The sequence below is a fragment of the Bradyrhizobium sp. ISRA436 genome (genome assembly GCF_029910015.1).
Taxonomy (GTDB): domain Bacteria; phylum Pseudomonadota; class Alphaproteobacteria; order Rhizobiales; family Xanthobacteraceae; genus Bradyrhizobium.
Genome location: NZ_CP094519.1, coordinates 445,536 through 468,553, shown reverse-complemented (window position 1 = coordinate 468,553; position 23,018 = coordinate 445,536). Strand labels below are relative to the sequence as shown.

Sequence of the window (23,018 nt, the reverse complement as noted above, 5' to 3'; positions counted from 1 at the left end):
CGACATGCCGTCACCCAGCTATATCGACCCGCTCAACGGAAAACTCTATTCGCTGGATGTGCCGCGCTGGTGCTCGGACGAGGGCAAGCCGCTGCTGGTGACGCCGCTGCCCGGCATCTCCCGCGACGACATCGATCGCGGCACGCGGTCGCTGTGGCGTTACCGGGCCTCGCTGCCCGTCGATATCAAGCAACCGATCACGATGGGCGAAGGCTGCACGCCTGTCGTCGAAAAGGAGTGGAGCGAGCTGCGCCCTCACTTCAAGCTCGAATGGTTCAATCCGACTGCGAGCTTCAAGGATCGCGGCACCACGGTGATGCTATCCTTCCTGCGTCAGCTCGGCGTCGATGCGGTGCTGGAGGACAGTTCCGGCAATGGCGGTGCGTCCGTCTCAGCGTATGGCGCTGCCGGCGGGATGCGGGTCAAGATTCTCGCGCCCGCCACGACGTCGCCGATGAAGGTGGCGCAGATGCACGCCTTCGGCGCCGAGGTCCAGCTGGTGGAAGGCCCGCGCGAGGAATCCGAGGCGGAAGCGATCCGGCAGTCGAAGCAGACCTTCTATTCCAGCCATAACTGGCAGCCGTTCTTCCTCCAGGGCACGAAGTCGCTGGCCTACGAGATCTGGGAGGACTTGAACTACTCGGTGCCCGACAACGTTATCATGCCGGTCGGCGCAGGCAGCAGCATGCTCGGCTGCTACATCGGATTTAAGGAGCTGCTCGCGGCCGGACAGATCACGCACCTGCCGCGCCTGTTTGCCGCGCAACCGCTCAACTGCTCGCCGGTCGATGCCAGCTTTGCCGTCGGCCTTGACACGCCTGTCAATCGCGAGGTGCGCAAGACCATTGCCGAGGGCACCGCCATCAAGCATCCGCTGCGCCTGAAGCAGATCATCGCGGCGCTCCGGGAGACGGGTGGCGGCACGGTCGCTATCCCCGAGAAAAGGATCATCGACGCGTTGAAGCGGCTGGCGCGCACCGGCCTGTTCGTCGAGCCGACCTCGGCCTCTGCTGCCGCCGCGCTCGACGTGCTCAAGGAGCGCGGCGCGATCCGTCCGGCCGAGCGTACTGTCGTCATCATCACCGGGACCGGAATCAAGGCCGCCGGATTGATCACCGAGATTCTGGAAGCGAGCTAGGCTTACACCGGCGGCGGATTCAGCCGCGCAAAGCCCTCCTGGATGCGATAAGGATAGTACGGATAGCTCGGCATCACTGCGCTCGCTTTGTCGAGACGCGCGACCTGATCCGGTGTCAGCGACCACCCGACCGCACCGAGATTGTCGCGGAGCTGCGCTTCGTCGCGCGCGCCGATGATCACCGAGGACACGCTGGGACGTGTGAGCAGCCAGGCGATGGCGATCTGCGGCACGCTGCGTCCGGTCTCAGCCGCCGCCGCGTCCAGCGCATCGACGATCGCGTAGAGCTGCTTGTCGTCGACGGGCGGTCCGAACTGCGCAGTCTCGTGCAGGCGACTTTGCTTCGGCAGCGGATGGCCACGCCTGATCTTGCCGGTGAGCCGGCCCCACCCGAGCGGACTCCAGACCAGCGCGCCAACATGCTGGTCAAGCGCGAGCGGCATCAGCTCGGATTCATAGTCGCGGCCGACCAGCGAGTAGTAGACTTGATGCGTCACGTAACGCGGCCAGCCGTGCCGCTCGGCGATGGCCAGCGATTTCATCAACTGCCAGCCGGAAAAATTCGAGGCGCCGACATAACGCAGCTTGCCGGCACGCACGAGCGCATCGAGCGTCGACAGCACCTCGTCGATCGGCGTGAAGGCATCGAACGCATGGAGCTGCAGCAAGTCGATATAGTCGGTGCCCAGTCGCCGGAGGGCCGCGTCGACCGCTGCGACGAGCCGATGCCGCGACGTGCCGGCATCAGACGGACCGTCGCCCATAGGCAGGCCGGTTTTGGTGGAGATCAGCACCTTGTCGCGGCGGCCCTTGATGGCGGCGCCGAGAATTTCCTCCGACGCGCCGTTGGAATAGACATCGGCGGTGTCGAACAGGTTGACGCCCGCGTCGAGGCAGATGTCGATCAATCGGCGTGCCTCGTCAACGCCGCTCCGCCCCCATGCCGAGAACAGCGGCCCCTCGCCGCCGAACGTGCCGGTACCGAAGCTGAGCACCGGCACTTTCAGACCGGAGGCGCCAAGATTGCGATATTCCATGATTGGATTCCCTTTGATCCTGTTCATTCCGCCGGACACTGCGCCGCCAGAGCGGCCGGGCTATCGAGGCGCAGGCTCCACAGGGCCAGCAGCAGTCCGACCAAGGTGATGACGGCGGCCACCAGCGGCAGGGCGCCGAGGCCGAGGCCGCGATCGATGGTCACTCCGCCGGCCCAGGCGCCGAGCGCATTGCCGAGATTGAAGGCCGCGATATTGAGGCTCGACGCCAGGGTCCGCCCCTCCGCGCCGGCGGCTTCGAGCACGCGAAGCTGCAGCGGTGCGACGGTCGCAAACGCGGCGATGCCGAGCACGAACAGCAGCGCCACGGCCAATGCCTTGATCGAGACGACAGCGGCGAGCGCCACGAGAACGACGGCGAGGCCACCGAGCGTCACGATCAGCGCACGTGCAAGTCCCTTGTCGGCGAGCCGCCCGCCTGCGACATTGCCGATCGCAAGACCGGCGCCGAACACCAGGAGGATCGGCGAGACGGCAGCGTCCGAGAATCCGGTGAGTCGCGTCAGGATCGGCTGCACATAGGTGAACACCGCGAACAGGCCACCGAAACCGAACACCGTCATGGCCAGCCCAAGCAGGACCTGCGGGCGACCAAGTACGGTGAGTTCCTCGCGCAGCCGCGCTGGCTTGTCCTTAGCTCCGACATGGCCGGGGACCAGCACGGCGAGCACGACGAAGGCGATGACGCCGATCGCCGCCACCGCCCAGAACGCGGCGCGCCATCCGAGCATCAGGCCGAACCAGGCGCCAAACGGCACGCCCAGCAAGGTAGCGACCGTCAAGCCGATGAACATCGTGGCGATCGCGGACGCGCGCTTGTCCTCGGCGACGAGGCTCGTCGCCACCACTGAGCCGACGCCGAAGAAGGTGCCGTGCGCCAGCGAGGTGAGGATTCGCGCCGCCATCAAGAGCGCATAATTAGGCGCCAGCGCGCAGGCCGCGTTTCCGAGCGTGAAGACCGCCATCAGTGCCAGCAGCACCGCCTTGCGCGGCATCCGCCGCGTCGCGAGCGTGAGGATCGGCGCACCGACGAACACGCCGAGCGCGTACCCGGAAATCAGGAGGCCCGCCGCAGAGACCGAGACCTGCATGTCGGCGGCGACCTGCAGCAACAGGCCCATTATGAGGAATTCGGTGGTGCCGATGCCGAAGGCACCGGCGGTCAGGGCAAGAACAGCGGCAGGCATGAGTCGCTCCGGATCGAATGGGATTCGGCAATGCGACATAGCGGTCCGGTTCCAAAAGGATTAGAATGGCCGCGATCCAATCATTTGTGACTTGAATTCAATATGGCCCGCCTCGACACCAACCGCTCCGGCGAAATGGAGGTCTTCGTCCGCGTCGTCGATCTCGGCGGCTTCACCGCCGCGGCGAACAACCTGCGCCTGACGCCCTCCGGCGTCAGCAAGCTGGTCTCCCGGCTCGAGACGCGGCTCGGCACAAGGCTCGTCAACCGCACCACGCGCAAGCTTCAGCTCACCGAGGAAGGCCAGGCCTTCTACCAGCGCGCCCAGCGTATCCTCGCCGACATCGATGAGGCCGAACGCGAAGCCGCCTCCTGCGTGCCGCGCGGGCACCTCACCGTCAACAGCAACATCCCGTTCGGCATGCTGCATGTGATGCCGCTGCTGCCGCGCTTCATGAGCGATCATCCCGACATCACGCTCGACATCGTGCTGACCGACACGCTGGTCGACCTGATGCAGGAGCGTGCCGACGTCGCGATCCGCGTCGGACCGCTCGGCGCCTCGCGGCTGATCGCGCGCAAGCTCGGCACCAGCCGCATGGCTGTTGTCGCCGCCCCCTCCTATCTTGCCCGCTTCGGCACGCCGAAGACGCCGGCCGACCTCACCGGCCATCGCGGCATCGGCTGGACCTTTCCACGCAGCATCCGTGGCTGGCCATTCCGCCGGGGTGAGCGGATCGAGGAGGCACTGCCGCCGCCGGTCGCACGCGCCAGCGATGGCGAGACCGCGCGCCAGCTTGCGCTCGGCGGCATCGGGTTTGCGCGGCTCGCGCTGTTCCACATCGGCCCCGACATCGAGGCCGGGCGCCTGGTGCCGGTGCTGCAGACCCTCAATCCCGGCGACCGCGAGGACATCCATGCGGTCTATGTCGGTCACGCCGGCCCGTTGCCGGCGCGGGTGCGGGCCTTCATCGATTTCCTCGCCAAGCATATCCGCATTGGCGACCCGGCACTGCGGCGTGGCGCAGACGGAAAGTGGAAGATCGCGCCCGGTCGGTGAGCATTCGCCGCACGATCGCCTGATCGTGAGCCGGTCTAGGCCCGCTTCAACAAATAGAGGTGCGTGACGTAGGGAAACACCACCTCATCAGCGTCGCCGAGACCGGCCTCGCGTAGGATGGCGTCGGTCTTGTCGCGAAGTGCCGCCTTCTCCGCGTCCGGAAGATTGGCGACATAGCTCGTCGATGCGACGCGCTGAAAGACATCCTGCCGCGGCATCCGATGCGGATGCTCCTGCACAATTTCCTTCTCGAGCATGAAGCGCGGATCCATCAAGATCCATCGCCAGCGTCCCGTCCGTTGCCGGGGCGTGTCTCCCGCGTAGTGTTCAATTATGCGGGACAACGCGTCGACCCACGGCATGCGGTCATCCCTGTTGTTCCAGACCAGCGCCAGCGTTCCGCCCGGACGCAGCAGCCGCACGATCTCGGCGACCGACGGCTCATTGTCGAACCAATGGAAGGCCTGGGCGCAGGTGACGAGGTCGACACTGCCCGTTTCCAGACCGATCGCATCGGCGCGCGTGTTGATGACCTCGACCGTCGCTTCCTTCGCCAACCTGGCCGACATCTCCGGCACGGGCTCCACGGCGATCAGGCGAGCGGTCGAAGACAAATGCGGAAGCAGGAGGCGGGTGAACTTGCCGGTGCCGGCACCGAGATCGACGACGCAGCGCGCGGCCCAAAGCGGCAGCGCGGCGACAATATCAGCCGGATAGCCGGGCCGGCCCGCCTCGTAAGCGTTGACCGCGACACGATAATTTTCAGCCGTGGGGTTCAGTGTCATTCCGCGTCTCCCTGCAAGCCTCCTGTGTGCCGTGAAGCCCTGCCGGACGGTATAGAGCAGCGGACGCGCAGGACTGGAAGAGCGTGTCGATTCAAGTTTCGCTGATATACGTCACCTTTGCGTCGCAGCCCGTTCTTGGAGCGGCGCCATGTTCCTGGCGGCTGGCACACACGTCCGCCGGATGGGTTGGCAAGCGCGGACAAAGCCGCTAAACGTCCGCCCCCTTTCACCCCCACCATCAGAGCATGACATGTCGAGCGCCCCGCCCGCCGTCTCGATCGGCGTCGATTTCGGCACCAGCAACACCGTGGTCGCGCTGTCCGACGGCGATGGCCGCGTCGAGGCGATCAGGTTCGACCATGGCGGCCGGACACACAATGTCTTTGTGTCGGCGCTGTGCTTCTGGGAGGAGCGGCCGGGCAGCGGCCTGCATCCGCGCGCCGAGGGCGGCCCGTGGGCGATCGAGCAGCTCCTGGAAGGGCGCACCATTCATCGCTTCATCCAGTCGTTCAAGACGTTTGCGGCAAGCTCGGCGTTCAACACCACGCAGATCTTCCGGCAGCGCTACAAGTTCGAGGATCTTTTGGCGGCGTTCCTGCGCACGCTGGCACGCCATGCCGGCGACGGTTTCGATCTCGGCGCGCCGACCATCATGGTCGGGCGGCCGGTGCGGTTTGCCGGCGGCAATCCCAATGACGAGCTCGCGATGCAGCGCTACAGGGCTGCGTTCGAGCGGCTCGGCGCCGGCCATGCGCGCTATGTCTACGAGCCGGTCGGTGCCGCGTTCTCCTTCGCGCGCAGCCTCGATCACGACGCCACCGTGCTGGTCGCCGATTTCGGTGGCGGCACCAGCGACTTCTCGGTCATGCGCTTCTCGCGCTCGGGCGGCGTGCTACGCGCCGAACCGCTGGGACACGCTGGCGTCGGGATCGCCGGCGACACCTTCGACTACCGCATCGTCGACCACATCGTCTCGCCTCGACTCGGCAAGGGCACCAACTACCGCTCGTTCGACAAGGTGCTACCGATTCCCAATCACTATTATTCGAGCCTGGCCCGCTGGCATCAGCTCGCGATGATGAAGGGCAATGGCGATTTGCGGGAGTTGCAGCAGCTCGCGCGCACCGCGCTCGACCCCGCCCCGCTGCAGGACTTCATCACCATCGTCGACCACGATCTCGGTTTTGCGCTCTATCGCGCCGTCTCCGACACCAAGGTCGCGCTGTCGAGCCGCGACAGCGTCGAGTTCCGCTTTGCGCGCGAAGGCATCGATATTGCCGCGACCGTCACGCGCGACGATTTCGAGGCCTGGATCGCCGACGACATCGAACGGCTGGGAGCCACGGTCGACGAAGCGCTCGCCAAGGCCGGCATCACCGCGCGCGACGTGGAGAAGGTGTTCCTGACCGGCGGCACGTCATTCGTGCCGGCGGTGCAGCGCCTGTTCGCCGAGCGCTTTGGCGCAGCGCGGCTGACATCGGCCGACCAGTTCGAATCGATCGCCTACGGCCTCGCTCTGATCGGTGACACGCCGGACCCCGACCGCTGGACGGTGGCTGCCGCGGCGTGACAACGACCGCTATAGGAAGGATCGCGCCATAGTGGCGGATCGGAACGCCGCGAGTGTGGCGGTGGATACGGGAGACGCCTCGGCTTGAAATGCGCGTCACCGCATGACGGTTGCGGCCCAGATTGCACCGGCCCCGCGCCGGCTCACGGCTTGACGTAGGTCCAGCCCTGCTCCTCAAGCTCCATGACATGCACGACACCCGACTTGACCACTTGCGCCTGCGGAATGATCGGAATGTCCCTGTTCTCGGCCTTGTGCATGTTCTCCTGGGTATTGCCGCAGGCTTTGAACGAAACTTCCGGCGTGCTCAAAGCCATCTCCTCGATGCGGGCCTTTACCGGCGACGTGTCGTTGCGCAGCATGTGCAGGCCGGGCCCGAACGTGACCACCTCGATTTCCACCTTCTCGCCGAGATTCTTGTAATATTGCGTGACGTTCGTTGCGTTGTTGAGCGCGAGATTCATCGCGGCGGGATCATTGGTATTCACTTGCAGCACCAGGCGATGCAGCTTTTTCCCCGCAGCGGGCGGCGCGACGCGCGCAGCTCTCTGCTTGTGCATCTGTGCGGCGGCGTGCGACGTCGCAGTTCTGGCGTTCGCCTGCGACGCGGCGAGATGGAGTGTCGGCGTCAGCGCCAACGGTCGCATGGCTTCCTGCGCAGCAGACGGCCACGTGGTAATCATAAGAGTGATAGCGCCGATCGTCGCCATCCTCGCAATATACAAAAATCTGGTCATGGTCCGCCTCCTATCGAGGAAAGTTTCCGCGCATTATCGGTCGTTGGGCCTTGCTACGGCATGTGGCCATTTGCACACGGCCTCTATCTTCGCCCGTACTTTCTCCAGCCCGGTCAGGGAGAACGTCCCTTCTCGGGCGGCTCCCATCCGCGGCTGGAGGCGGATGTCGAGTTCTCCTTCACCCGGGAGCGATCGCAACAACCCGACCACATCGCCGGCGAACGCGATGCCGCCTCCGAATGCCGGCGCATTGCCCGCGAGTTGCACCGGAGGACCGCCGTTCACGCGGTAGGAAACGACATAGCCGTCGCCGCGGCCAGGCATGGCAGGTCCCGCAACCACCAGCTCGGTCCGTCCACCACGACACCGGATCGAGAGCTGCATGGTCGATCCTGCTGCAGACTCGCGCGATGAAATTGTGGCAGTCGCGATCGGCGTGTAGTCGAGGGGCGAAGTCGTCTGGCTGACAATCCAGCCTCCCTCCGCCGGCGCAGAAATCGCCGGAGGAACGATGGCATGGGACAGCCGATCGAGGCATTCCAGGCGTTCCGCGCGCTCCATCGCGGAGCAGGCACGAAGCTGCTCCAGCAGATCGTTCGATCCCTGCGCCAGCACAATGGCGCTTGCGACCGTGAGTGCGATTGGGGTCGGAAGGACAATCACGATCATTGCTCTGTCATTGCGATGCCCGGGCTGCGCGCGTGTGGCCATCGAGCCATGCCTGCGCCGCAGGGAAGCGCGTAAGCCCGGGAACGGTCGCGGCGAGATTGATCGATTTCCATTTCGGATCGAAACCGGGCGCCTGCAGCCTGTCGATCCGTGAGAACAGATGATCGACAAAGCGCGCGACCCGCTCAAACCGGTTCGAATTGGTCCGCCAATTGAAGGCGACAAGCGCTGTCGGCACGGCAATCGTCGCCACGCGTTCGCCCTGCCTGATCAGGTTGGGATAATCGGTCGCATCCAGAGTCGCCGGGAGATAGTAGTCCTCCAGCTTGCTCCCATAAGGGACCGGCAGAAACTTGAAGCCCGGATCCCAGCGCCCGCGCAAGAAGGCATCGACCGGCTTCGACGTAATGAACACGACCGCCGCGATCTCGCCTTTGCGCATCTGCTCCAGTGCGACCTGATGCGGGATGAACGTCTTTTCGACGTCCAGACCGAGACGGCTGAAGATGAGCGGCCCCGAATAGGCCGCGGCGGTGCCCAGGGTATTGAAGTTCACCTTCTTGCCGACGAGGTCGTTCAGGCTGGCAATCTCCGGCCGAACGAACACGTGCAATTCAGACGGGAACAGGTTGAGCACGTAGGCAAGCCTGTGCTGGATATCCGGGACCTGGCTCTTGTACTCGTCGAGCGCATCGGAATTGATGATCGCCGCGTCGATGCCGCGCAGATAGAGCAGCGAGTTGAGATTTTCCGTGGGCCCCCGCGTCACGACCGGCAGAACATGCATGTTGTCACCGTCATCGACCACACGAGCCATCTCTGCGGCAAGACGAATGGGCGCGCCCTCGATGCGACCTCCGGCCAGACCGACCGTCCAGGCGTTGATCGCCGCTCTCGGGTTTGGCGGCTCCTGCCGCACCGCCCGCGCGGCATGTATCGGGACGTTCTTCGTTTGCGCATCCACGGGGGACGGCTGAACGAACTGGAGCAGAGCCAATGCCGCAAGCAAAAGCAGCGGATGCGTTGCAGGACACCTGTTCATCGATCAGCTCCTTCTGTGCTATTGGCGCAGCGCGTCGAACCGCTGTTTCGCCTCCTTGACTCCGCCGGCCTCGGCCTTCGCGTAGAGAGCGCGCGCTTTTGGCGCATCGCCGCGCGTCCCATACGTTCCCCATTGAGGCAGAATCAGTGGGTCGTAGGTTTCGGCGAGCATGAAACTCGCCTGAGCATTGCCGTCCTCAGCGGCGCGCTCGAGCACGATCCGCGCCGAGCCGATATCGCCCTGCCCAAGCAACACGCTCGCGCGGGCCACCAATCTTGCCGTGTCCTGGGCGCCCTCTGGGTTCCCCCGAGGCTCTCCGCGCGCGTTGGCGACGGCCACCGTTCCTGCTGCGCCCGGCTTTGCCGCGTTCGTCTCGACTTGCTTGGCCTGCGCAACCTGACTGGCAGGCATGTCCTTCGTGCTCCGCGCAAGGGCGAGTTCCTGCTCCAGCCCCGCGACGCGCCCGCGCTCCTGCTGCAACGACGCGCGCAATTCTGTAGCCCCTTGCTTCAGCCGCGCAGTCTCGTCACCCGCCTTGGCTGCTAATGCCGTCTGCGTCTCAACTTCGCGCCGAGCGGCTTTAAGCTCCTGCTCGAGCTGCGCCGTCCTCTCGCTCTCCTTCTGTAAGGACTTTTGCAGTTCCGCCGTGCCGCTTTCGCCGACCTTCTTTGCTTCACTGGCCTCGGTGCGCGCCTTCGCCGTCAGCGCGGTCTGCGTCTCGACTTCGCGCCGCGCTGCCGCGAGATCCTGCTCCAGCTGGCCGGCCCTCTCGCTCTCCTTCTGCAGGGATTTTTTCAGTTCCGCCGTGCCGCTCTCTCCCGCCTGCTTTACCTCCGTCGCTTCGGCGCGCGCCTTCGCCGCCAGTGCGGTCTGCGTCTCGACCTCACGCTGCGCTGCCGCGAGATCCTGCTCCAGCCGCGCCGCTCTCTCGCTCTCCTCTTGCAGGGATTTTTTCAGTTCCGCCGTGCCGCCTTCTCCTTCCTGCTTTACCGCGGTGGCTTGGGCGTACGCCTGCGCCGCCAACGCGGCCTTCGTCTCAACCTCGCGCCGCGCTGCCGTAAGATCCTGCTCCAGCCGCGCCGCTCTCTCGCTCTCCTCTTGCAGGGATTTTTTCAGTTCCGCCGTGCCGCCTTCTCCTTCCTGCTTTACCGCGGTGGCTTGGGCGTACGCCTTCGCCGCCAACGCGGCCTTCGTCTCAACCTCGCGCCGCGCTGCCGTAAGATCCTGCTCCAGCCGCGCCGCTCTCTCGTGCTCTTCTTGTAGGGATTTTTGCAGCTCCGCCGTGCCGCTCTCTCCCGCCTGCTTTGCTTCGGTCGCTTCGGTGCGGGCCTTCACCGCCAGTGCGGTCTGCGTCTCGACCTCCCGCCGCGCTGCCGTAAGATCCTGCTCCAGCCGCGCCGCTCTCTCGTGCTCTTCTTGTAGGGATTTCTGCAGCTCCGCCGTGCCGCTCTCTCCCCCCTGCTTTGCTTCGGTCGCTTCGGTGCGGGCCTTCACCACCAGTGCGGTCTGCGTCTCGACCTCCCGCCGCGCTGCCGTAAGATCCTGCTCCAGCCGCGCCGCTCTCTTGCGCTCTTCTTGTAGGGATTTTTGCAGCTCCGCCGTGTCGCTCTCTCCCGCCTGCTTTGCTTCGGTCGCTTCGGCGCGGGTCTTCACCACCAATGCGGTCTGCGTCTCGACCTCCCGCCGCGCTGCCGCGAGATCCTGCTCCAACCGCGCGGACTTTTCGCTCTCCTTTTGCTGAGATTTCTGCAGTTCCGCTGCGCTGCTCTCCCCTGCCCGCTTTACTTCGGCCGCTTCGGCGCGTGCCTTCGCCGCCAGTGCAGTCTGCGCTTCAACCTCGCGCCTTGCCGCCGCGAGATCCTGCTCCAGCCGGCCGGCTCGCTCGCGTTCCTGTTGCAGGGATCTCTTTAGCTCTGCCATGCCGCTATCGGTCGCCTGTCTTGCTTCGTCTTTCGCCGTGGCTGCCGGCGAGGCCCGCGAGTCGGCATTGCCGCGCATTCTGGCAATATCCCGCTCCATCCGTTCGGATCGTTCGCGCATCATCGATTTGCGCAACTCGGCGGCGTTGCGCTCCGCCGCCGACATTGATCGGTCGACGCCCTCGCGCTCCCGCTGCAGGGATTTGCGTAATTCTGCGATTTCGCTGTCGGCGGCCTGCCTGGCTCGAGCCGATTCTTGGCCCGCCTCCTTCAACCGCGCCTGCAGCATCTCGAGATCGTGCCGGACGACGGCGAGTTCGCGCGCCAGCATCTCCGCTCTCTGGCGCTCCTGCTCGGCGACCGGCTGCGGCCCGCTCGGCTCGCTGCTCGTTGCTTGTGCCAGCTGTACCGATCTGTCGCCGCTCGGCCGCATCTGCGCTTGCCGGGCTTCGCCTGACGCCAACGCTTGCGATACCCATGTCGACGCGAGCAAAGTTGCGATGATGCACAGGGGAGCGGCTCGCCCCCATCCGGACGGGCGCAGCGTCGTCCTGCAGGCGAGCTGCCTATTGTTCGAGCCGCCTGCGATACCGCAAGCGTGCACCTCATTGATGAGGATGACGGTTGTTGGATTTCCCGACCCCTCCGCAATCACCTGTCGCATGGTGATTTGGCCCATTCGTTGGCCTACTCTAATGGGTCACGATAGCGCTTACGGGCGCTCGAATGCCATTCCCTCGCAAGGAGGCCCCTTACCTACCCCTTTCGAGTTAGCTACGCGCCGTGGAAAGCGGCCTGATTTAAACGGCCCTAGCCCGCGGCCGCGGCCTGACGAAGGGATGCGAGCATCTGTGCCGGCGCTGGTGGCCGAAGCGACTCAGTTCCGGCCTTGATCCCGAATCAACACGCGACTAGATCACCTCCATCATCAATCCGAGAGGATGCCGACGGCCATGGATTTCATCCGGACTGCAACGCCCACCAGCCTTGCCCACGGGGACATCCATCGCCATGCCTGCATCCATCACGCTCTCGAATTTGACCCTGTCCGCGCCTGACGGCCGGATCCTTCTTTCCAACATCGACCTGAGCTTCGGACCCGAACGGACCGGCCTTGTCGGCCGCAACGGCATCGGGAAAACGACGCTGCTTGCTTTGATCGCCGGGGAACGTCCGCCACAATCCGGCACGGTCTCGGTGCGGGGCCGTGTCGGACTGCTTCACCAGACGGTTCAGGTGAAGCCGGATGAGTGCGTCATCGATCTGTTCGGGGCGCGCCGTGCACTTGGCGCACTGCGCCGCGCTGAACGGGGCAATGCGACCATCGAGGAGCTTGCGGATATCGACTGGACGCTGGACGTCCGCATTGCATCCGCACTCGGCCGCGTCGGACTGGGCGATGTTCTCGAAGCCCGCCTGGCGAGCCTGTCCGGGGGACAGGCCACCAGGGCGCGCCTCGCCGCACTCATTTTCGCAGAGCCCGACTTCCTGCTGCTGGACGAGCCCACGAACAATCTGGACCGCGCGGGACGCAAGGCCGTGATCGACCTGCTCGCCGACTGGCGTCGCGGCGCGATCATCGTCAGCCACGATCGCGCGCTGCTGGAGACCATGGATGCGATTGTCGAACTGACGTCGCTGGAAGCCAGACGCTACGGCGGCAATTGGAGCCATTACCGCGACCGCAAGGCAGTCGAGCTTGCCGCGGCCCGGCACGACCTGGCGAGCGCCGAAAAGCGCGTGGCCGAGATCGACCGCAAGGAAAGAGAGACGACTGAACGGAAGGCGCGCAAGGACGGCGCGGGCCAGCGCGAGCGCGCAAAGGGCGATATGCCGCGCATCGCCGCCGGCCTGCGCAAGGATCGCAGCGAAGACACCGGCGGCGAGAACGCCCGCCTCGCCGAACGCAGGCGAAGCCAGGCGATTGAACTCGCCACCGCAGCGCGTCAGCGCATCGAAGTCCTTCAACCGTTCTCGGTGCAACTGCCGCCGACACATCTGCCGACAGGCAGGATCGTGCTCCGGATCGAAGCCGCTGATGTCGGCTACACGATGGAGAAGTCGATCCTGCGCGACGTCACCTTCTCCATCGCCGGACCGGAACGCGTCGCGATCGTCGGGCCGAACGGAGCGGGCAAGACGACGTTACTTAAGCTCATCAGCGGCGACCTGATGCCGTCGCGCGGCACGGTGCGCGTCGTAAGCCGTTTTGCGATGTTCGATCAAGCTGTCAGCCTGCTGGATGCTTCGAGCTCCATCCTGGACAACTTCCGGCGCATCAATGCGAATGCCGGCGAGAACGAATGCCGCGCCGCGCTAGCGCGCTTCATGTTCCGGGCCGATGCAGCGCTGCAGACCGTCTCCCGCCTCAGCGGCGGGCAGTTGCTCCGGGCGGGCCTCGCCTGCGTTCTTGGCGGCGCCACGCCACCGCCGCTCCTGATCCTCGACGAGCCGACCACCCACCTCGACATCGAATCCATGGAAGCGGTCGAAGCCGGATTACGCGCCTATGACGGTGCGCTGCTGGTCGTGAGCCACGATGAGGCCTTCCTCGAGGCCATCGCTGTCACGCGCAGGTTCGACCTCGGCGCCTACGCCCGGTAGCGATCGACGGGATTGTCCGGGTCATCCCTCGGCACGAATCAGATCGCGCCCGATGGCCGCGGTTCCCACCAAAATATCGAAAACAACCCCATGCAAAGTAGCCAACGGCCACCACAAGCGACGGTTTGGGCCGGCGCGCTTCGCTGTCCTCGATCAGCGAGACGTGGTCAGTACCGCTATGAACTCATGTGGCAGCGCGCGGAAGCGCTCGGCGTGAGGCCGCCAGAGGCTGAGTTGCGCTTCTCGAAAAACTGACGTTGGTCAACAATATCCTCCACAGTGCCTGGCGAATAGAAGCACCAAAACAACTTCTTCACATGATCTTGGGTCGCCTTATCCTGCCATGGGGGAAGCTCGCCGCCCTGAATACTGGTGATAGCTGGGGAGACAATCAACTGCAGGGCGGTTGACATTCCAACGTTCGTGCTACGGCTCTTGCCGCGATTCGTTGGAGAATTTGTTCATGGCGAACCTGCCATACGTTGTTAGCTACAAGAATTTGCCGACCCTGTTCGAGAAGATCAATTCAGCAAAAATCCCGGAAACCGGCTTCACCTACAACTTCCTGCTAACCACGATCGGTTTGAAGTCGACCAATGACAGGGCCTACATCCCACTGCTGCGCCATCTCGGCTTCTTGGATCAGTCGAGTGTGCCTACCCCGCACTATCGGCTTCTGAAGGGCGACAAGCGGAAAGCGGCGTTGGCCGATGGCATCCGCCGCGCCTACGGTCCTTTGTTCGATGCCGATCAGGAGGCGAACAAGCTGAGCGGAGAAAAGCTCCGAAGCCTCGTTGCACAAGTGGCGGGGACCGATGCTGATTTGACCGGGAGGATCAGCGGCACGTTCCTATCGTTGGTCAACCTCGCGGACTTCGAGTCGAGCACGGCCACCGAAGAGAAGAAGGCCGATGGGAAGGACGATGCTGGTGATCAGCAAGCCGACCAAGATACGCAGCGATACAAGCCGAAAGGGCTGCGAACCGAATTCCACTACAACATCCAGGTGCAGCTGCCCTCAAACGGAACCGAGGAAACGTACCTGAATATCTTCAATGCAATCCGTAAGACCTTTCAATGACGACGGTAGATTCTCGGGCGGCGTTGTTCTTGATGCTGGGTCAAGCAGCGGAGAAGACGGTCTCGCAACTTGATGAGATCGTGCCCAAGGACTCGTTGCTCATTTCGCCTTCCTACGATCTGGCGGCACTGGTGCCGGACAAGACGCGACGAGCAATCGAAGCGTCCGAAGCCTACAAGCTGTTTTTCGTGTTCGAGAGCTATCTCCGAGAGATGATGGTCGAAGTCCTCTCGAACGATGGTCAAAACGTCAATTGGTACGACAAGGTGCCGCCGGATGTGCAAGCCGAAGTCGCCAAGCTGGAGCAAACCGAAGAGGTAAAGAGTTGGATGGCGTTGGAGTCGCGCGACCGATCAGCGCTTCTTACCCTGCCTCAGCTGCTGAGGGTCATCGACGTCAATTGGAAAGACGGCTTCGAAGACTTGGTCCGGGACAAGAGCTTGATCCAGCAGGGCCGGGTGCTCGTGCACCTGCGCAATACGATCTGCCACATGAGCACGATACCCGCCGAGGAAGTGGCGCGGCTTAAGCAGACCATGCGGGACTGGTTCAGGGTGGTCGCCCCCTGATCGCCGGCGCCCCAGATAGGGCGGCCTCGCTACCCCATTTCCGGGCCCAATGCATATCCGAGTAGGGGTAGACCCCAATCCGGGAGTTCCATCGGGTTCCACTGGCCCCTAGAACCGATCTTCCCGCGATTCCAGCGATCTAACCGGGACGGCCTAGCACCGTTGGGGAACCCGTCCATCGCATCCCCGAGCCGTATTGTGCGATTTATGGACGGGCTTCGTTTTAGCCCGGAACTTTGGATCGGCTGGCCCCAGTATCTCCCCGGGGCGGAATGGAAATCGCTCCGCATGGGAACGATCATGGATCGACTCCAAAATCCAAGCTAAGCCGTTTATTGTGCTGCCCTTAATGGCGGAGAGGGAGGGATTCGAACCCCCGATAGGCTTGCACCTATGCCGCATTTCGAGTGCGGTGCATTCAACCACTCTGCCACCTCTCCAGTGGCCCGGGTGATTTGCGCCACCCGCGGTCGGGGCGTGTTCTAGGCGAGGTTGGCGGGCCAGACAAGGCGCTGCAATAATATTTCCGTCACGGCGTCATCGAGCCACAGAGGTTATCGACGCGGCTGAAGAAAGCGCGTGGAAACAAAGCGCTAGCGGCATGGCTCTGGTCAGGCCGGCACGGCGTCGCGCAGGCAGAACGGGAGCGGGCGATGGAGCATGTGACGATTCGAGCCAATGGTGCGGCGTTCCACGTCGCAAAAGCCGGTAGCGGCAGGCCGTTGCTCCTGCTGCACGGCTGGCCGGAATTCTGGCTGACCTGGGAGCCGGTCATGACCCGCCTCGAGGACCGTTTCACGCTGATCGCCCCCGACCTGCGCGGCTTTGGCGACAGCGACAAGCCCGACGGCCCTTACGGCCCCGATCAGCATACCGACGACATGCTGGCGCTTTTGGATACGCTCGGCATCGAGAAGGCCGGCGTCGTCGGCCACGACGTCGGCGGCGCGGTGATGCAGCCCTTGGCCCGCAAGGCGCCGGAGCGGCTGGCCGGCCTGTTCTTCTTCGATTTCGTCTATCCCGGCATCGGGCCCCGCATGGCTGCACCCGACCGGCTGAACCACATCTGGTACCAATCGTTTCACCAGATGGAAATGGCGCCCGCACTGGTCGGCGCGACGCGCGAGAATTGCCGCACCTATATCGGGCATTTCCTGCGCAACTGGTCGCATCGCAAGGCCGCCTTCGACGACGCGATCGAGGCCTTCACTGACAACTTCTTCAAGCCCGGCAACCTCGCCGGCGGCTTCGCCCACTACCGCGCGGCGCATGCGGCACGCGTGAAGATGATGCAGGGCGAGGCCCTGGCGCTGCCGCCTATCGCAGTGCCGACCTGCATCCGCTGGGCGGAGCACGATCCGCTGTTTCCCTATGCCTGGACCGACCGGCTCGGCGATACCTTCACACATCTCGACCTGACGATGTTTCCCGATGTCGGACATTTCCCGCATCGTGAGGACCCCGACCGCGCGGCCTCCGAGATCGCGGGCTTCTTCGAACGAATCAATTGGAAGTAGAGAAGTGGGTGGGACCGCCAGACGCGACAAATATACTGGCGGTCCCTTGCCGCTGCTTGAAAATTGCCGGCTTGGAAGTGCGGCTTCGCTGGCCGGCGGAGCGACATGGGGACGGTAGCAACCCGCCCGGAATCGGCAACGCGAAGCCGATCTTAACCTAACCGGTCAACCTTACCGCGCCGGGGCGCCCGGAAGCGACGCTGGCTCCGGGTCTCAAGGAACTCGTTGATTTCAAATCCGGGTTGCGGTCCTGAAGCGGCGCCCGGAGGGCCAAAATGGCGCCAAATCCTTCATTTTTGGCCGGTTTTTGCCCTGCTTTGCCTTGACTTTCCGCGATTTGCGGCTATAAGTCCCCCACATTCGGCGCGAGGATTTCTCGCGCCGCTTGTCTTTGCGCGAATTTATGCGGGACTTGTGCCCGTTTCGTGCGAGACACGTACCCTAAACCCGACTGAACAAGAAGCCGGCCCGGATGCGTCCGAGGCCGGGATCGAACACGAAGGAATCAAACGATGTTCGCAGTCATCAAAACCGGCGGCCGGCAGTACCGTGTCGTTCCGAATGATGTACTCGAGATAGGCAAGATCGCCGGCGACGTCGGCACGATCGTGCAGCTTGGCGAAGTTCTGGTGCTCGGCGGTGACACGCCGGTGCTGGGAACGCCCACCGTGGCAGGCGCCTCCGTTGCAGCCGAAGTGCTGCAGCACAAGCGCGGCGCCAAGGTGATCGCGTTCAAGAAGCGTCGCCGCAAGAATTCACGCCGGAAGCGCGGTTATCGCGACGAGCTGACGGTGCTTCGCATCACCGAGATCCTCGCCGATAACGCCAAGCCGACCATCGGCCCGCGGCCGAAGAAGGAAAAGGTAGCAGCGCCCGCCGACGGCGAGGACGCCGCACCGAAGGCGGCCAAGAAGAAGGCGCCAGCCGCCAAGAAGGCTCCGGCCAAGAAGGCCGCCAAAAGCGAGAAGAAGTGATCATCGCGCTTCACGAACTGAAGCGTGACAAAATGTGAAATGATTCCGTCAAGGAATTGATCTAGAGATCAAAGCGAAGTCGGAGACGGGCTATGGCTCACAAAAAAGCAGGCGGTTCATCGCGCAACGGACGTGATTCCAAGGGCAAGCGCCTTGGCATCAAGGCGTTCGGTGGCGAGCGCGTGATCCCCGGTAACATCATCGCGCGTCAGCGCGGCACCACTTGGCATCCCGGCCTTAATGTCGGCATGGGCACCGATCATACTCTCTTCGCCAAGATCGAGGGTCATGTCGAGTTCCGTGCCAAAGCCAACGGCCGCACATTCGTATCGGTTATCCCGATGGCGGAAGCGGCCGAGTAGACGGTGGACAAACACGAGTCCGCCGGGTCCTGTTGAACCGGCGGAGTCGCAAAGGGCTCCAGGGGAGGCGGGATAACCGGCCTCCCTTTTTTGTTGCGCGTGTTCCGGTTCGATCACGTGTGACGTTCCAAGCGTTGCGTAACGTTTTTTCGCATCACAGGAGCCCGACATGTTGCAGGAAATCCCGACGCCGACGACCTTGCGTGAGGCAAGAGCTTGCGTCCTCGAGACCGAACGGCTGACATTGCGCAAGCCGACTCTCGCGGACGTAAAAGCAATTGCCCGCCTGGCCAATGATCGCCGCATCGCCGAGAACACCCGCCGCCTGCCGTACCCCTACAGTCAGGACGACGCCATCGACTTTGTGCGAGCCCTCGCCGAACGCGGACGCGAAACGGTTTTCCTGATCGAGAACAATCACACGCCGATCGGCATGGTCGGCATCGACTGGCGCGACGGGATCACGCCGGAGCTCGGCTACTGGCTCGGCGTCGACTATTGGGGCCAGGGCTTCGGCACGGAGGCCGCTCGCGCGGCGATCGATTACTTCTTCGAGGAGTTCGACCTCGACCACCTGATCTCCGGCGCGCGGGTGGTGAACCCGTCGTCGCGCAACATCCTCGAGAAGTGCGGCTTCCAGTGGAGCGGCGTCGAGCTGCATCGTTTCGAGGCGCTGGGCTCGTCGAGCCCGGTCGACTGTTTCCGTCTCTCGCGGAGCGTCTGGGCGTCGCTGAAGAACTGGAACAATTCGACGCGCCGGCACGGATAGTTCTTCGTCGCCAACATCGTGGTCTCGGCTCAATGCCGAGGCCACTCGATCACGCCGGCGGATTCACCGCAGGCTCCTCGCGTCCGAGCTGCTGCTCGCGCAGGAAGATGTAGAGGCCAGCCGCGATGATGATCGCGGCGCCGATGATCGTGGCCCATGACGGCACGTCGCCGAACACCGCGAAGCCGAAGATCACCGCCCACACGATCATCGAATATTGATAGGGCACCACGACGCTGGCCGGCGCGAGCTTCAGCGAGCGGTTGACGCAGAACAGCGCGGCAACCGAGATAAGGCCGGCGGCGGCGAACAGCACCAGGCTGCCCGCGGTCGGCGTCACCCAGCCGATTGGCGAGAGCACCGCGCCGAGGACGAACGTGCCGCAAAATTGCGACGTCGTCAGCACGATGTCGGGCGTCGCACGCAGCGAGCGGGTGATCAGCATCAGCAGCGCGAACGAGGTGCTGCCGCCGAGCGCAATCAGCGCGGGCCAGCTTACCGTCTGCGTCGACGGCCTGAGCGCGATCAGCACGCCGCAGAAGCCGATCAGGATCGCAGTCCAGCGCCGCCAGCCGACATGCTCGCCGAGCACGAGGCCGGACAGCGCGGTGACGAAGATCGGGCACGCCAGATAGTAGGTGATGACGTCGGCGAGCGGCAGATAGACGGTCGCGAGGAAGAACGCCGCGACCTCCAGCGTCGACAGCGTGACGCGCAGCAATTGCAGCCACGGGCGCTCGAGATGCAGGAAATCCGCACGCCGCTGCCACACGATCGGCAGCAGCACGAGCAGCGCCGCGCAGGCGCGCAGCCACAGGAGCTGCCCGACCGAATAGGTCGCGACGATGAATTTGCCCATCGCGTCGCCGAACGAGAACATGAAGATCGACAGCAGCATCAAGCCGATGCCGGCGAGCCGCGCCGATCGATCGTCATAGGAGGACAGTTTTGCGAACAGGCTCATCTTGCTCTTGTCGCCGCCGCGTGTGAGTCAGGCCGCTCTTGTTGCCGGTTTTAGCGAGGTGGCCGCGCAGGACAACCCCGGGGGGTTGCGATCGCACCAATTGTCGCAGTCCGGTGCCTGCGCTACCGGTGGGTCAACCATTCAGGAAACAGTGCAGGAAAACGCCGCATGACCGAGTTCGACCCCACCCAGCATCGCATGGTGACCGCGCAGCGCTGGTTCGAGGATTTTGTGCTCGGCGAACGCTTCGTGATTCCGAGCCGTACCCAGACCTCCGCCGTGTTCGCCGCCTTCCAGACCGCGAGCGGCGACACCCACCCGATCCACTATGACGTCGAATATTGCCGTGCGCGCGGCATGCCGGACCTGCTTGCGCATGGCTTCCAGACCCTGGTGCACACCGCGCCGGGCGCGGGGTTGTTTCCCTATATCGTGGAGGAGTCGCTGATCGGCTTCCTCGAGCAGTCGAGCAAGTTCCTGAAACCGGTCTATGCCGGAGACACCATCTACCCGGCGCTGGAAGTGATCGAACTCGCCCCGGGCCGCACCACCGGCGTGGTGACGCTGCGCTCGACCGTGCACAACCAGCGCCGCGAACTGGTGCTGGAGGGGGTGCAGAAGTTCCTGATCCGGCGGCGGCCTCGGGCCGAAAAAAGGCCCGAAAATTAAGGCTTCTCGGCGAAGTCAGGGCGCTTCCGGGTTGCCGCAGCGGCCGCCCTGCCCTAACTAGTAGCGATTATGAAATTCCTCGATGAAGCAAAGGTCTATATTCGCTCCGGCGACGGCGGCAATGGCTGCGTCGCGTTCCGGCGCGAGAAGTTCATCGAGTTCGGCGGCCCCTCCGGCGGCAATGGCGGCCGCGGCGGCGACGTGATCATCGAGACCGTCGACGGCCTGAACACGCTGATCGACTATCGCTATCAGCAGCACTTCAAGGCGCAGAAGGGCGGCAATGGCATGGGCAAGGACCGCCACGGCGCCAACGGCAAGCCGATCCTGCTGAAGGTGCCGGTCGGCACCCAGGTGTTCGACGAAGACCGCGAGACGCTGATCCACGACTTTACGAAGCTCGGCGAGAAATTCGTGCTCGCCAAGGGCGGCAATGGCGGTTTCGGCAACGCGCATTTCAAATCCTCCACCAATCGTGCACCGCGCAACGCCAATCCCGGCGCGCCGGGCGAAGAGCGCTGGATCTGGCTGCGGCTGAAGCTGATTGCCGATGCCGGTCTCGTCGGTCTGCCCAACGCCGGCAAATCGACCTTCCTGTCGGTGGTCAGTGCGGCGCGGCCGAAGATCGCCGACTATCCCTTCACCACGCTGCACCCGCAGCTCGGCGTGGTGAACTTCGGCGGCCGCGAATTCGTACTGGCCGACATTCCCGGGCTGATCGAAGGCGCGCATGAAGGCGCCGGCCTCGGCGACCGTTTCCTCGGCCATGTCGAGCGCTGCCGCGTGCTGCTGCACCTGGTGGATGCGACCTGCGAGCATGCCGGCAAGGCCTACAGGACCGTGCGTACCGAGCTCGAAGCCTATGAGGGCCATCTGGCCGACAAGATCGAGATCGTCGCGCTGAACAAGATCGACGCGGTCGCACCGGACGAATTGAAGAAGCAGAAGGACCGGCTGAAGCGGGCGGCGAAGAAGACGCCGCTGCTGCTGTCCGGGGCCACAGGCACAGGCGTGCAGGACGCGCTTCGTGCGTTGGTCGAGGTGATCGGCGAGGCGCCGGTGTCCAGCAAGGCCAAAGGCGAGGCGGAGCCGTGGGCGACCCCGGTGCCGCAGGGTTGAACGGCTAGGCCGCTCAACTCTTGCACTTCCCAAGCCACATTGTGGCGCGTATTGCTTCCACCTTGCTGCTAGACCGAACCCATGAAACGCCCCGCGCTCCAGAATTTTCGCCGTATCGTCGTCAAGGTCGGTTCGTCGCTGCTGGTCGACTCCGAGGCCGGCGAGGTGCGTGCGGCGTGGCTCTCGGCGCTGGTCGACGACATCGCCAAGCTGCACAACGAAGGCCGTGAGGTCATGGTGGTGTCGTCGGGCTCGATCGCGCTCGGCCGCAGCCGACTCAAGCTGCCGCGCGGACCGCTGAAGCTCGAGGAGAGTCAGGGCGCCGCCGCCGTCGGGCAGATCGCGCTGGCGCGGATCTGGTCGGAGGTGCTCGGCCGTCACGGCATTGGCGCAGGGCAAATCCTCGTCACGCTGCAGGACACCGAGGAGCGCCGCCGCTATCTCAACGCGCGCTCGACGATCGCAAAGCTGCTCGAATGGCGCGCGGTGCCCGTCATTAACGAGAACGACACGGTCGCCACCAACGAGATCCGCTACGGCGACAATGATCGCCTCGCCGCCCGCGTCGCCACCATGACGAGCGCAGACCTGCTGATCCTGCTGTCGGACATCGACGGCCTCTACACCGCACCGCCGGCGGTCGATCCCGACGCGAAGCTGATCCCGGTCGTCGAAAGCATCACCGCGGAGATCGAAGCGATGGCGGGCTCTGCCGGATCCGAGCTGTCGCGCGGCGGCATGACCACCAAGATCGAGGCCGGCAAGATCGCGACCACCGCGGGCACGCATATGCTGATCGCCTCCGGCAAGATCGAGCATCCCTTGCAGGCGATCGCCGACGGTGGCCGCTGCACCTGGTTCCTGACCCCGGCCAATCCCGTCACCGCGCGCAAGCGCTGGATCGCGGGTTCGCTGGAGCCGAAAGGCACGCTGACCATCGACGCCGGCGCCGTGAATGCGCTGCGCGCCGGCAAGAGCCTGTTGCCAGCCGGCGTCATCCGGGTCGACGGCCAGTTCGCCCGCGGCGACGCCGTGGTGGTGCGCGGCCCCGACACCCATGAGATCGGCCGCGGCCTGGTCGCCTACGACGCCGAGGAGGCCGAGCGGATCAAGGGCCATTCCTCGCCGGAGGTGATGGCCATTCTGGGCACCAGCGGCCGCTCCGAGATGATCCATCGTGACGATCTCGTGGTCGGCCCGGCCGGGCCAATCCCGGCCAAATAGGCCAT

General features: G+C 64.4%; 22 protein-coding genes and 1 tRNA gene. 13 read left to right on the top strand and 10 right to left on the bottom strand.

Features of this window, described 5'->3' with window-relative positions; genetic code table 11:
- Positions 1–4 precede the first annotated feature (4 nt).
- Positions 5–1,138, top strand: coding sequence for a threonine synthase (locus tag MTX23_RS02275; protein WP_280975031.1), 1,134 nt, complete (start codon positions 5–7; stop codon positions 1,136–1,138).
- A 2-nt stretch (positions 1,139–1,140) separates the two neighbouring features.
- Here the strand turns inward: MTX23_RS02275 and MTX23_RS02270 are convergent, their stop codons facing one another.
- Both MTX23_RS02270 and MTX23_RS02265 read right to left on the bottom strand, forming a co-directional pair.
- Complete coding sequence (locus MTX23_RS02270; protein ID WP_280975030.1) at positions 1,141–2,175, bottom strand: aldo/keto reductase; 1,035 nt, start codon at positions 2,173–2,175, stop codon at positions 1,141–1,143.
- Positions 2,176–2,198: 23 nt separating this feature from the next.
- On the bottom strand, positions 2,199–3,380 hold the full coding sequence (locus MTX23_RS02265) for an MFS transporter (protein WP_280975029.1): 1,182 nt from the start codon (positions 3,378–3,380) through the stop codon (positions 2,199–2,201).
- 102 nt (positions 3,381–3,482) lie between these two features.
- Between MTX23_RS02265 and MTX23_RS02260 the strand changes: the two genes are divergently transcribed.
- The gene (locus MTX23_RS02260) at positions 3,483–4,439 is read left to right on the top strand and encodes a LysR family transcriptional regulator (protein WP_280975028.1); all 957 of its coding nucleotides are present in this window, start codon (positions 3,483–3,485) and stop codon (positions 4,437–4,439) included.
- 35 nt (positions 4,440–4,474) lie between these two features.
- Here MTX23_RS02260 and MTX23_RS02255 read toward each other — a convergent pair whose 3' ends face one another.
- The gene (locus MTX23_RS02255) at positions 4,475–5,224 is read right to left on the bottom strand and encodes a class I SAM-dependent methyltransferase (protein ID WP_280975027.1); all 750 of its coding nucleotides are present in this window, start codon (positions 5,222–5,224) and stop codon (positions 4,475–4,477) included.
- 250 nt (positions 5,225–5,474) lie between these two features.
- Here MTX23_RS02255 and MTX23_RS02250 point away from each other — a divergent pair, with 250 nt between their 5' ends.
- Entirely contained in the window at positions 5,475–6,794 is a 1,320-nt protein-coding gene (locus tag MTX23_RS02250; RefSeq protein WP_280975026.1) for an Hsp70 family protein, read from the top strand.
- Positions 6,795–6,937: 143 nt separating this feature from the next.
- On the opposite strand, the gene MTX23_RS02245 is transcribed toward MTX23_RS02250, so the two are convergent.
- Genes MTX23_RS02245 through MTX23_RS02230 form a run of 4 tightly spaced genes read right to left on the bottom strand, consistent with a single transcriptional unit; the run spans position 6,938 to position 11,840 of the window.
- The gene (locus tag MTX23_RS02245) at positions 6,938–7,504 is read right to left on the bottom strand and encodes a DsrE family protein (RefSeq protein WP_280975025.1); all 567 of its coding nucleotides are present in this window, start codon (positions 7,502–7,504) and stop codon (positions 6,938–6,940) included.
- A 60-nt stretch (positions 7,505–7,564) separates the two neighbouring features.
- The gene (locus MTX23_RS02240; RefSeq protein ID WP_280975024.1) at positions 7,565–8,242 is read right to left on the bottom strand and encodes a hypothetical protein; all 678 of its coding nucleotides are present in this window, start codon (positions 8,240–8,242) and stop codon (positions 7,565–7,567) included.
- Positions 8,208–9,242 carry a TAXI family TRAP transporter solute-binding subunit gene (locus tag MTX23_RS02235; protein ID WP_280975023.1) on the bottom strand — a complete coding sequence of 345 codons (1,035 nt, stop codon included), beginning with the start codon at positions 9,240–9,242 and terminating at the stop codon, positions 8,208–8,210. Before MTX23_RS02235 ends, MTX23_RS02240 begins: the two co-directional genes overlap by 35 nt.
- Positions 9,243–9,260: 18 nt before the next feature.
- On the bottom strand, positions 9,261–11,840 hold the full coding sequence (locus tag MTX23_RS02230) for a hypothetical protein (RefSeq protein WP_280975022.1): 2,580 nt from the start codon (positions 11,838–11,840) through the stop codon (positions 9,261–9,263).
- A gap of 332 nt (positions 11,841–12,172) precedes the next feature.
- On the opposite strand from MTX23_RS02230, the gene MTX23_RS02225 reads away from it, so the two are divergent.
- Positions 12,173–13,765 (top strand): ABC-F family ATP-binding cassette domain-containing protein, encoded by a 1,593-nt coding sequence (locus tag MTX23_RS02225; protein ID WP_280975021.1) that lies wholly within the window; start codon positions 12,173–12,175, stop codon positions 13,763–13,765.
- Between the two features lie 176 nt (positions 13,766–13,941).
- On the opposite strand, the gene MTX23_RS02220 is transcribed toward MTX23_RS02225, so the two are convergent.
- Positions 13,942–14,178: a hypothetical protein gene (locus MTX23_RS02220; protein WP_280975020.1), complete on the bottom strand. Its 237-nt coding sequence runs from the start codon at positions 14,176–14,178 to the stop codon at positions 13,942–13,944.
- A 50-nt stretch (positions 14,179–14,228) separates the two neighbouring features.
- Here MTX23_RS02220 and MTX23_RS02215 point away from each other — a divergent pair, with 50 nt between their 5' ends.
- Together MTX23_RS02215 and MTX23_RS02210 are read left to right on the top strand one after the other, a co-directional pair.
- Complete coding sequence (locus MTX23_RS02215) at positions 14,229–14,846, top strand: DUF5343 domain-containing protein (RefSeq protein WP_280975019.1); 618 nt, start codon at positions 14,229–14,231, stop codon at positions 14,844–14,846.
- Positions 14,843–15,415 (top strand): Swt1 family HEPN domain-containing protein, encoded by a 573-nt coding sequence (locus MTX23_RS02210; RefSeq protein ID WP_280975018.1) that lies wholly within the window; start codon positions 14,843–14,845, stop codon positions 15,413–15,415. Before MTX23_RS02215 ends, MTX23_RS02210 begins: the two co-directional genes overlap by 4 nt.
- A gap of 350 nt (positions 15,416–15,765) precedes the next feature.
- Here MTX23_RS02210 and MTX23_RS02205 read toward each other — a convergent pair.
- Positions 15,766–15,855 (bottom strand) — tRNA-Ser (locus tag MTX23_RS02205).
- A gap of 213 nt (positions 15,856–16,068) precedes the next feature.
- Here MTX23_RS02205 and MTX23_RS02200 point away from each other — a divergent pair.
- The 4 genes from MTX23_RS02200 to MTX23_RS02185 all read left to right on the top strand — a co-directional run bounded on the left by MTX23_RS02200 (position 16,069) and on the right by MTX23_RS02185 (position 19,037).
- Positions 16,069–16,932 (top strand): alpha/beta hydrolase, encoded by an 864-nt coding sequence (locus MTX23_RS02200; RefSeq protein WP_280975017.1) that lies wholly within the window; start codon positions 16,069–16,071, stop codon positions 16,930–16,932.
- 512 nt (positions 16,933–17,444) lie between these two features.
- The gene (gene rplU, locus MTX23_RS02195) at positions 17,445–17,906 is read left to right on the top strand and encodes a 50S ribosomal protein L21 (protein WP_280975016.1); all 462 of its coding nucleotides are present in this window, start codon (positions 17,445–17,447) and stop codon (positions 17,904–17,906) included.
- Between the two features lie 92 nt (positions 17,907–17,998).
- Entirely contained in the window at positions 17,999–18,268 is a 270-nt protein-coding gene (rpmA, locus tag MTX23_RS02190; protein WP_028336337.1) for a 50S ribosomal protein L27, read from the top strand.
- A gap of 169 nt (positions 18,269–18,437) precedes the next feature.
- On the top strand, positions 18,438–19,037 hold the full coding sequence (locus tag MTX23_RS02185) for a GNAT family N-acetyltransferase (RefSeq protein WP_280975015.1): 600 nt from the start codon (positions 18,438–18,440) through the stop codon (positions 19,035–19,037).
- A gap of 49 nt (positions 19,038–19,086) precedes the next feature.
- Here the strand turns inward: MTX23_RS02185 and MTX23_RS02180 are convergent, their stop codons facing one another.
- Positions 19,087–20,001 (bottom strand): DMT family transporter, encoded by a 915-nt coding sequence (locus MTX23_RS02180; protein WP_280975014.1) that lies wholly within the window; start codon positions 19,999–20,001, stop codon positions 19,087–19,089.
- A 168-nt stretch (positions 20,002–20,169) separates the two neighbouring features.
- Here MTX23_RS02180 and MTX23_RS02175 point away from each other — a divergent pair, with 168 nt between their 5' ends.
- The 3 genes from MTX23_RS02175 (at position 20,170) to proB (ending at position 23,013) form a co-directional block, all read left to right on the top strand.
- On the top strand, positions 20,170–20,670 hold the full coding sequence (locus tag MTX23_RS02175; RefSeq protein WP_280975013.1) for a MaoC family dehydratase: 501 nt from the start codon (positions 20,170–20,172) through the stop codon (positions 20,668–20,670).
- A 69-nt stretch (positions 20,671–20,739) separates the two neighbouring features.
- Complete coding sequence (gene obgE / locus MTX23_RS02170; protein ID WP_280975012.1) at positions 20,740–21,789, top strand: GTPase ObgE; 1,050 nt, start codon at positions 20,740–20,742, stop codon at positions 21,787–21,789.
- Between the two features lie 81 nt (positions 21,790–21,870).
- Positions 21,871–23,013 carry a glutamate 5-kinase gene (gene proB, locus MTX23_RS02165; protein WP_280975011.1) on the top strand — a complete coding sequence of 381 codons (1,143 nt, stop codon included), beginning with the start codon at positions 21,871–21,873 and terminating at the stop codon, positions 23,011–23,013.
- Positions 23,014–23,018: the final 5 nt, after the last annotated feature.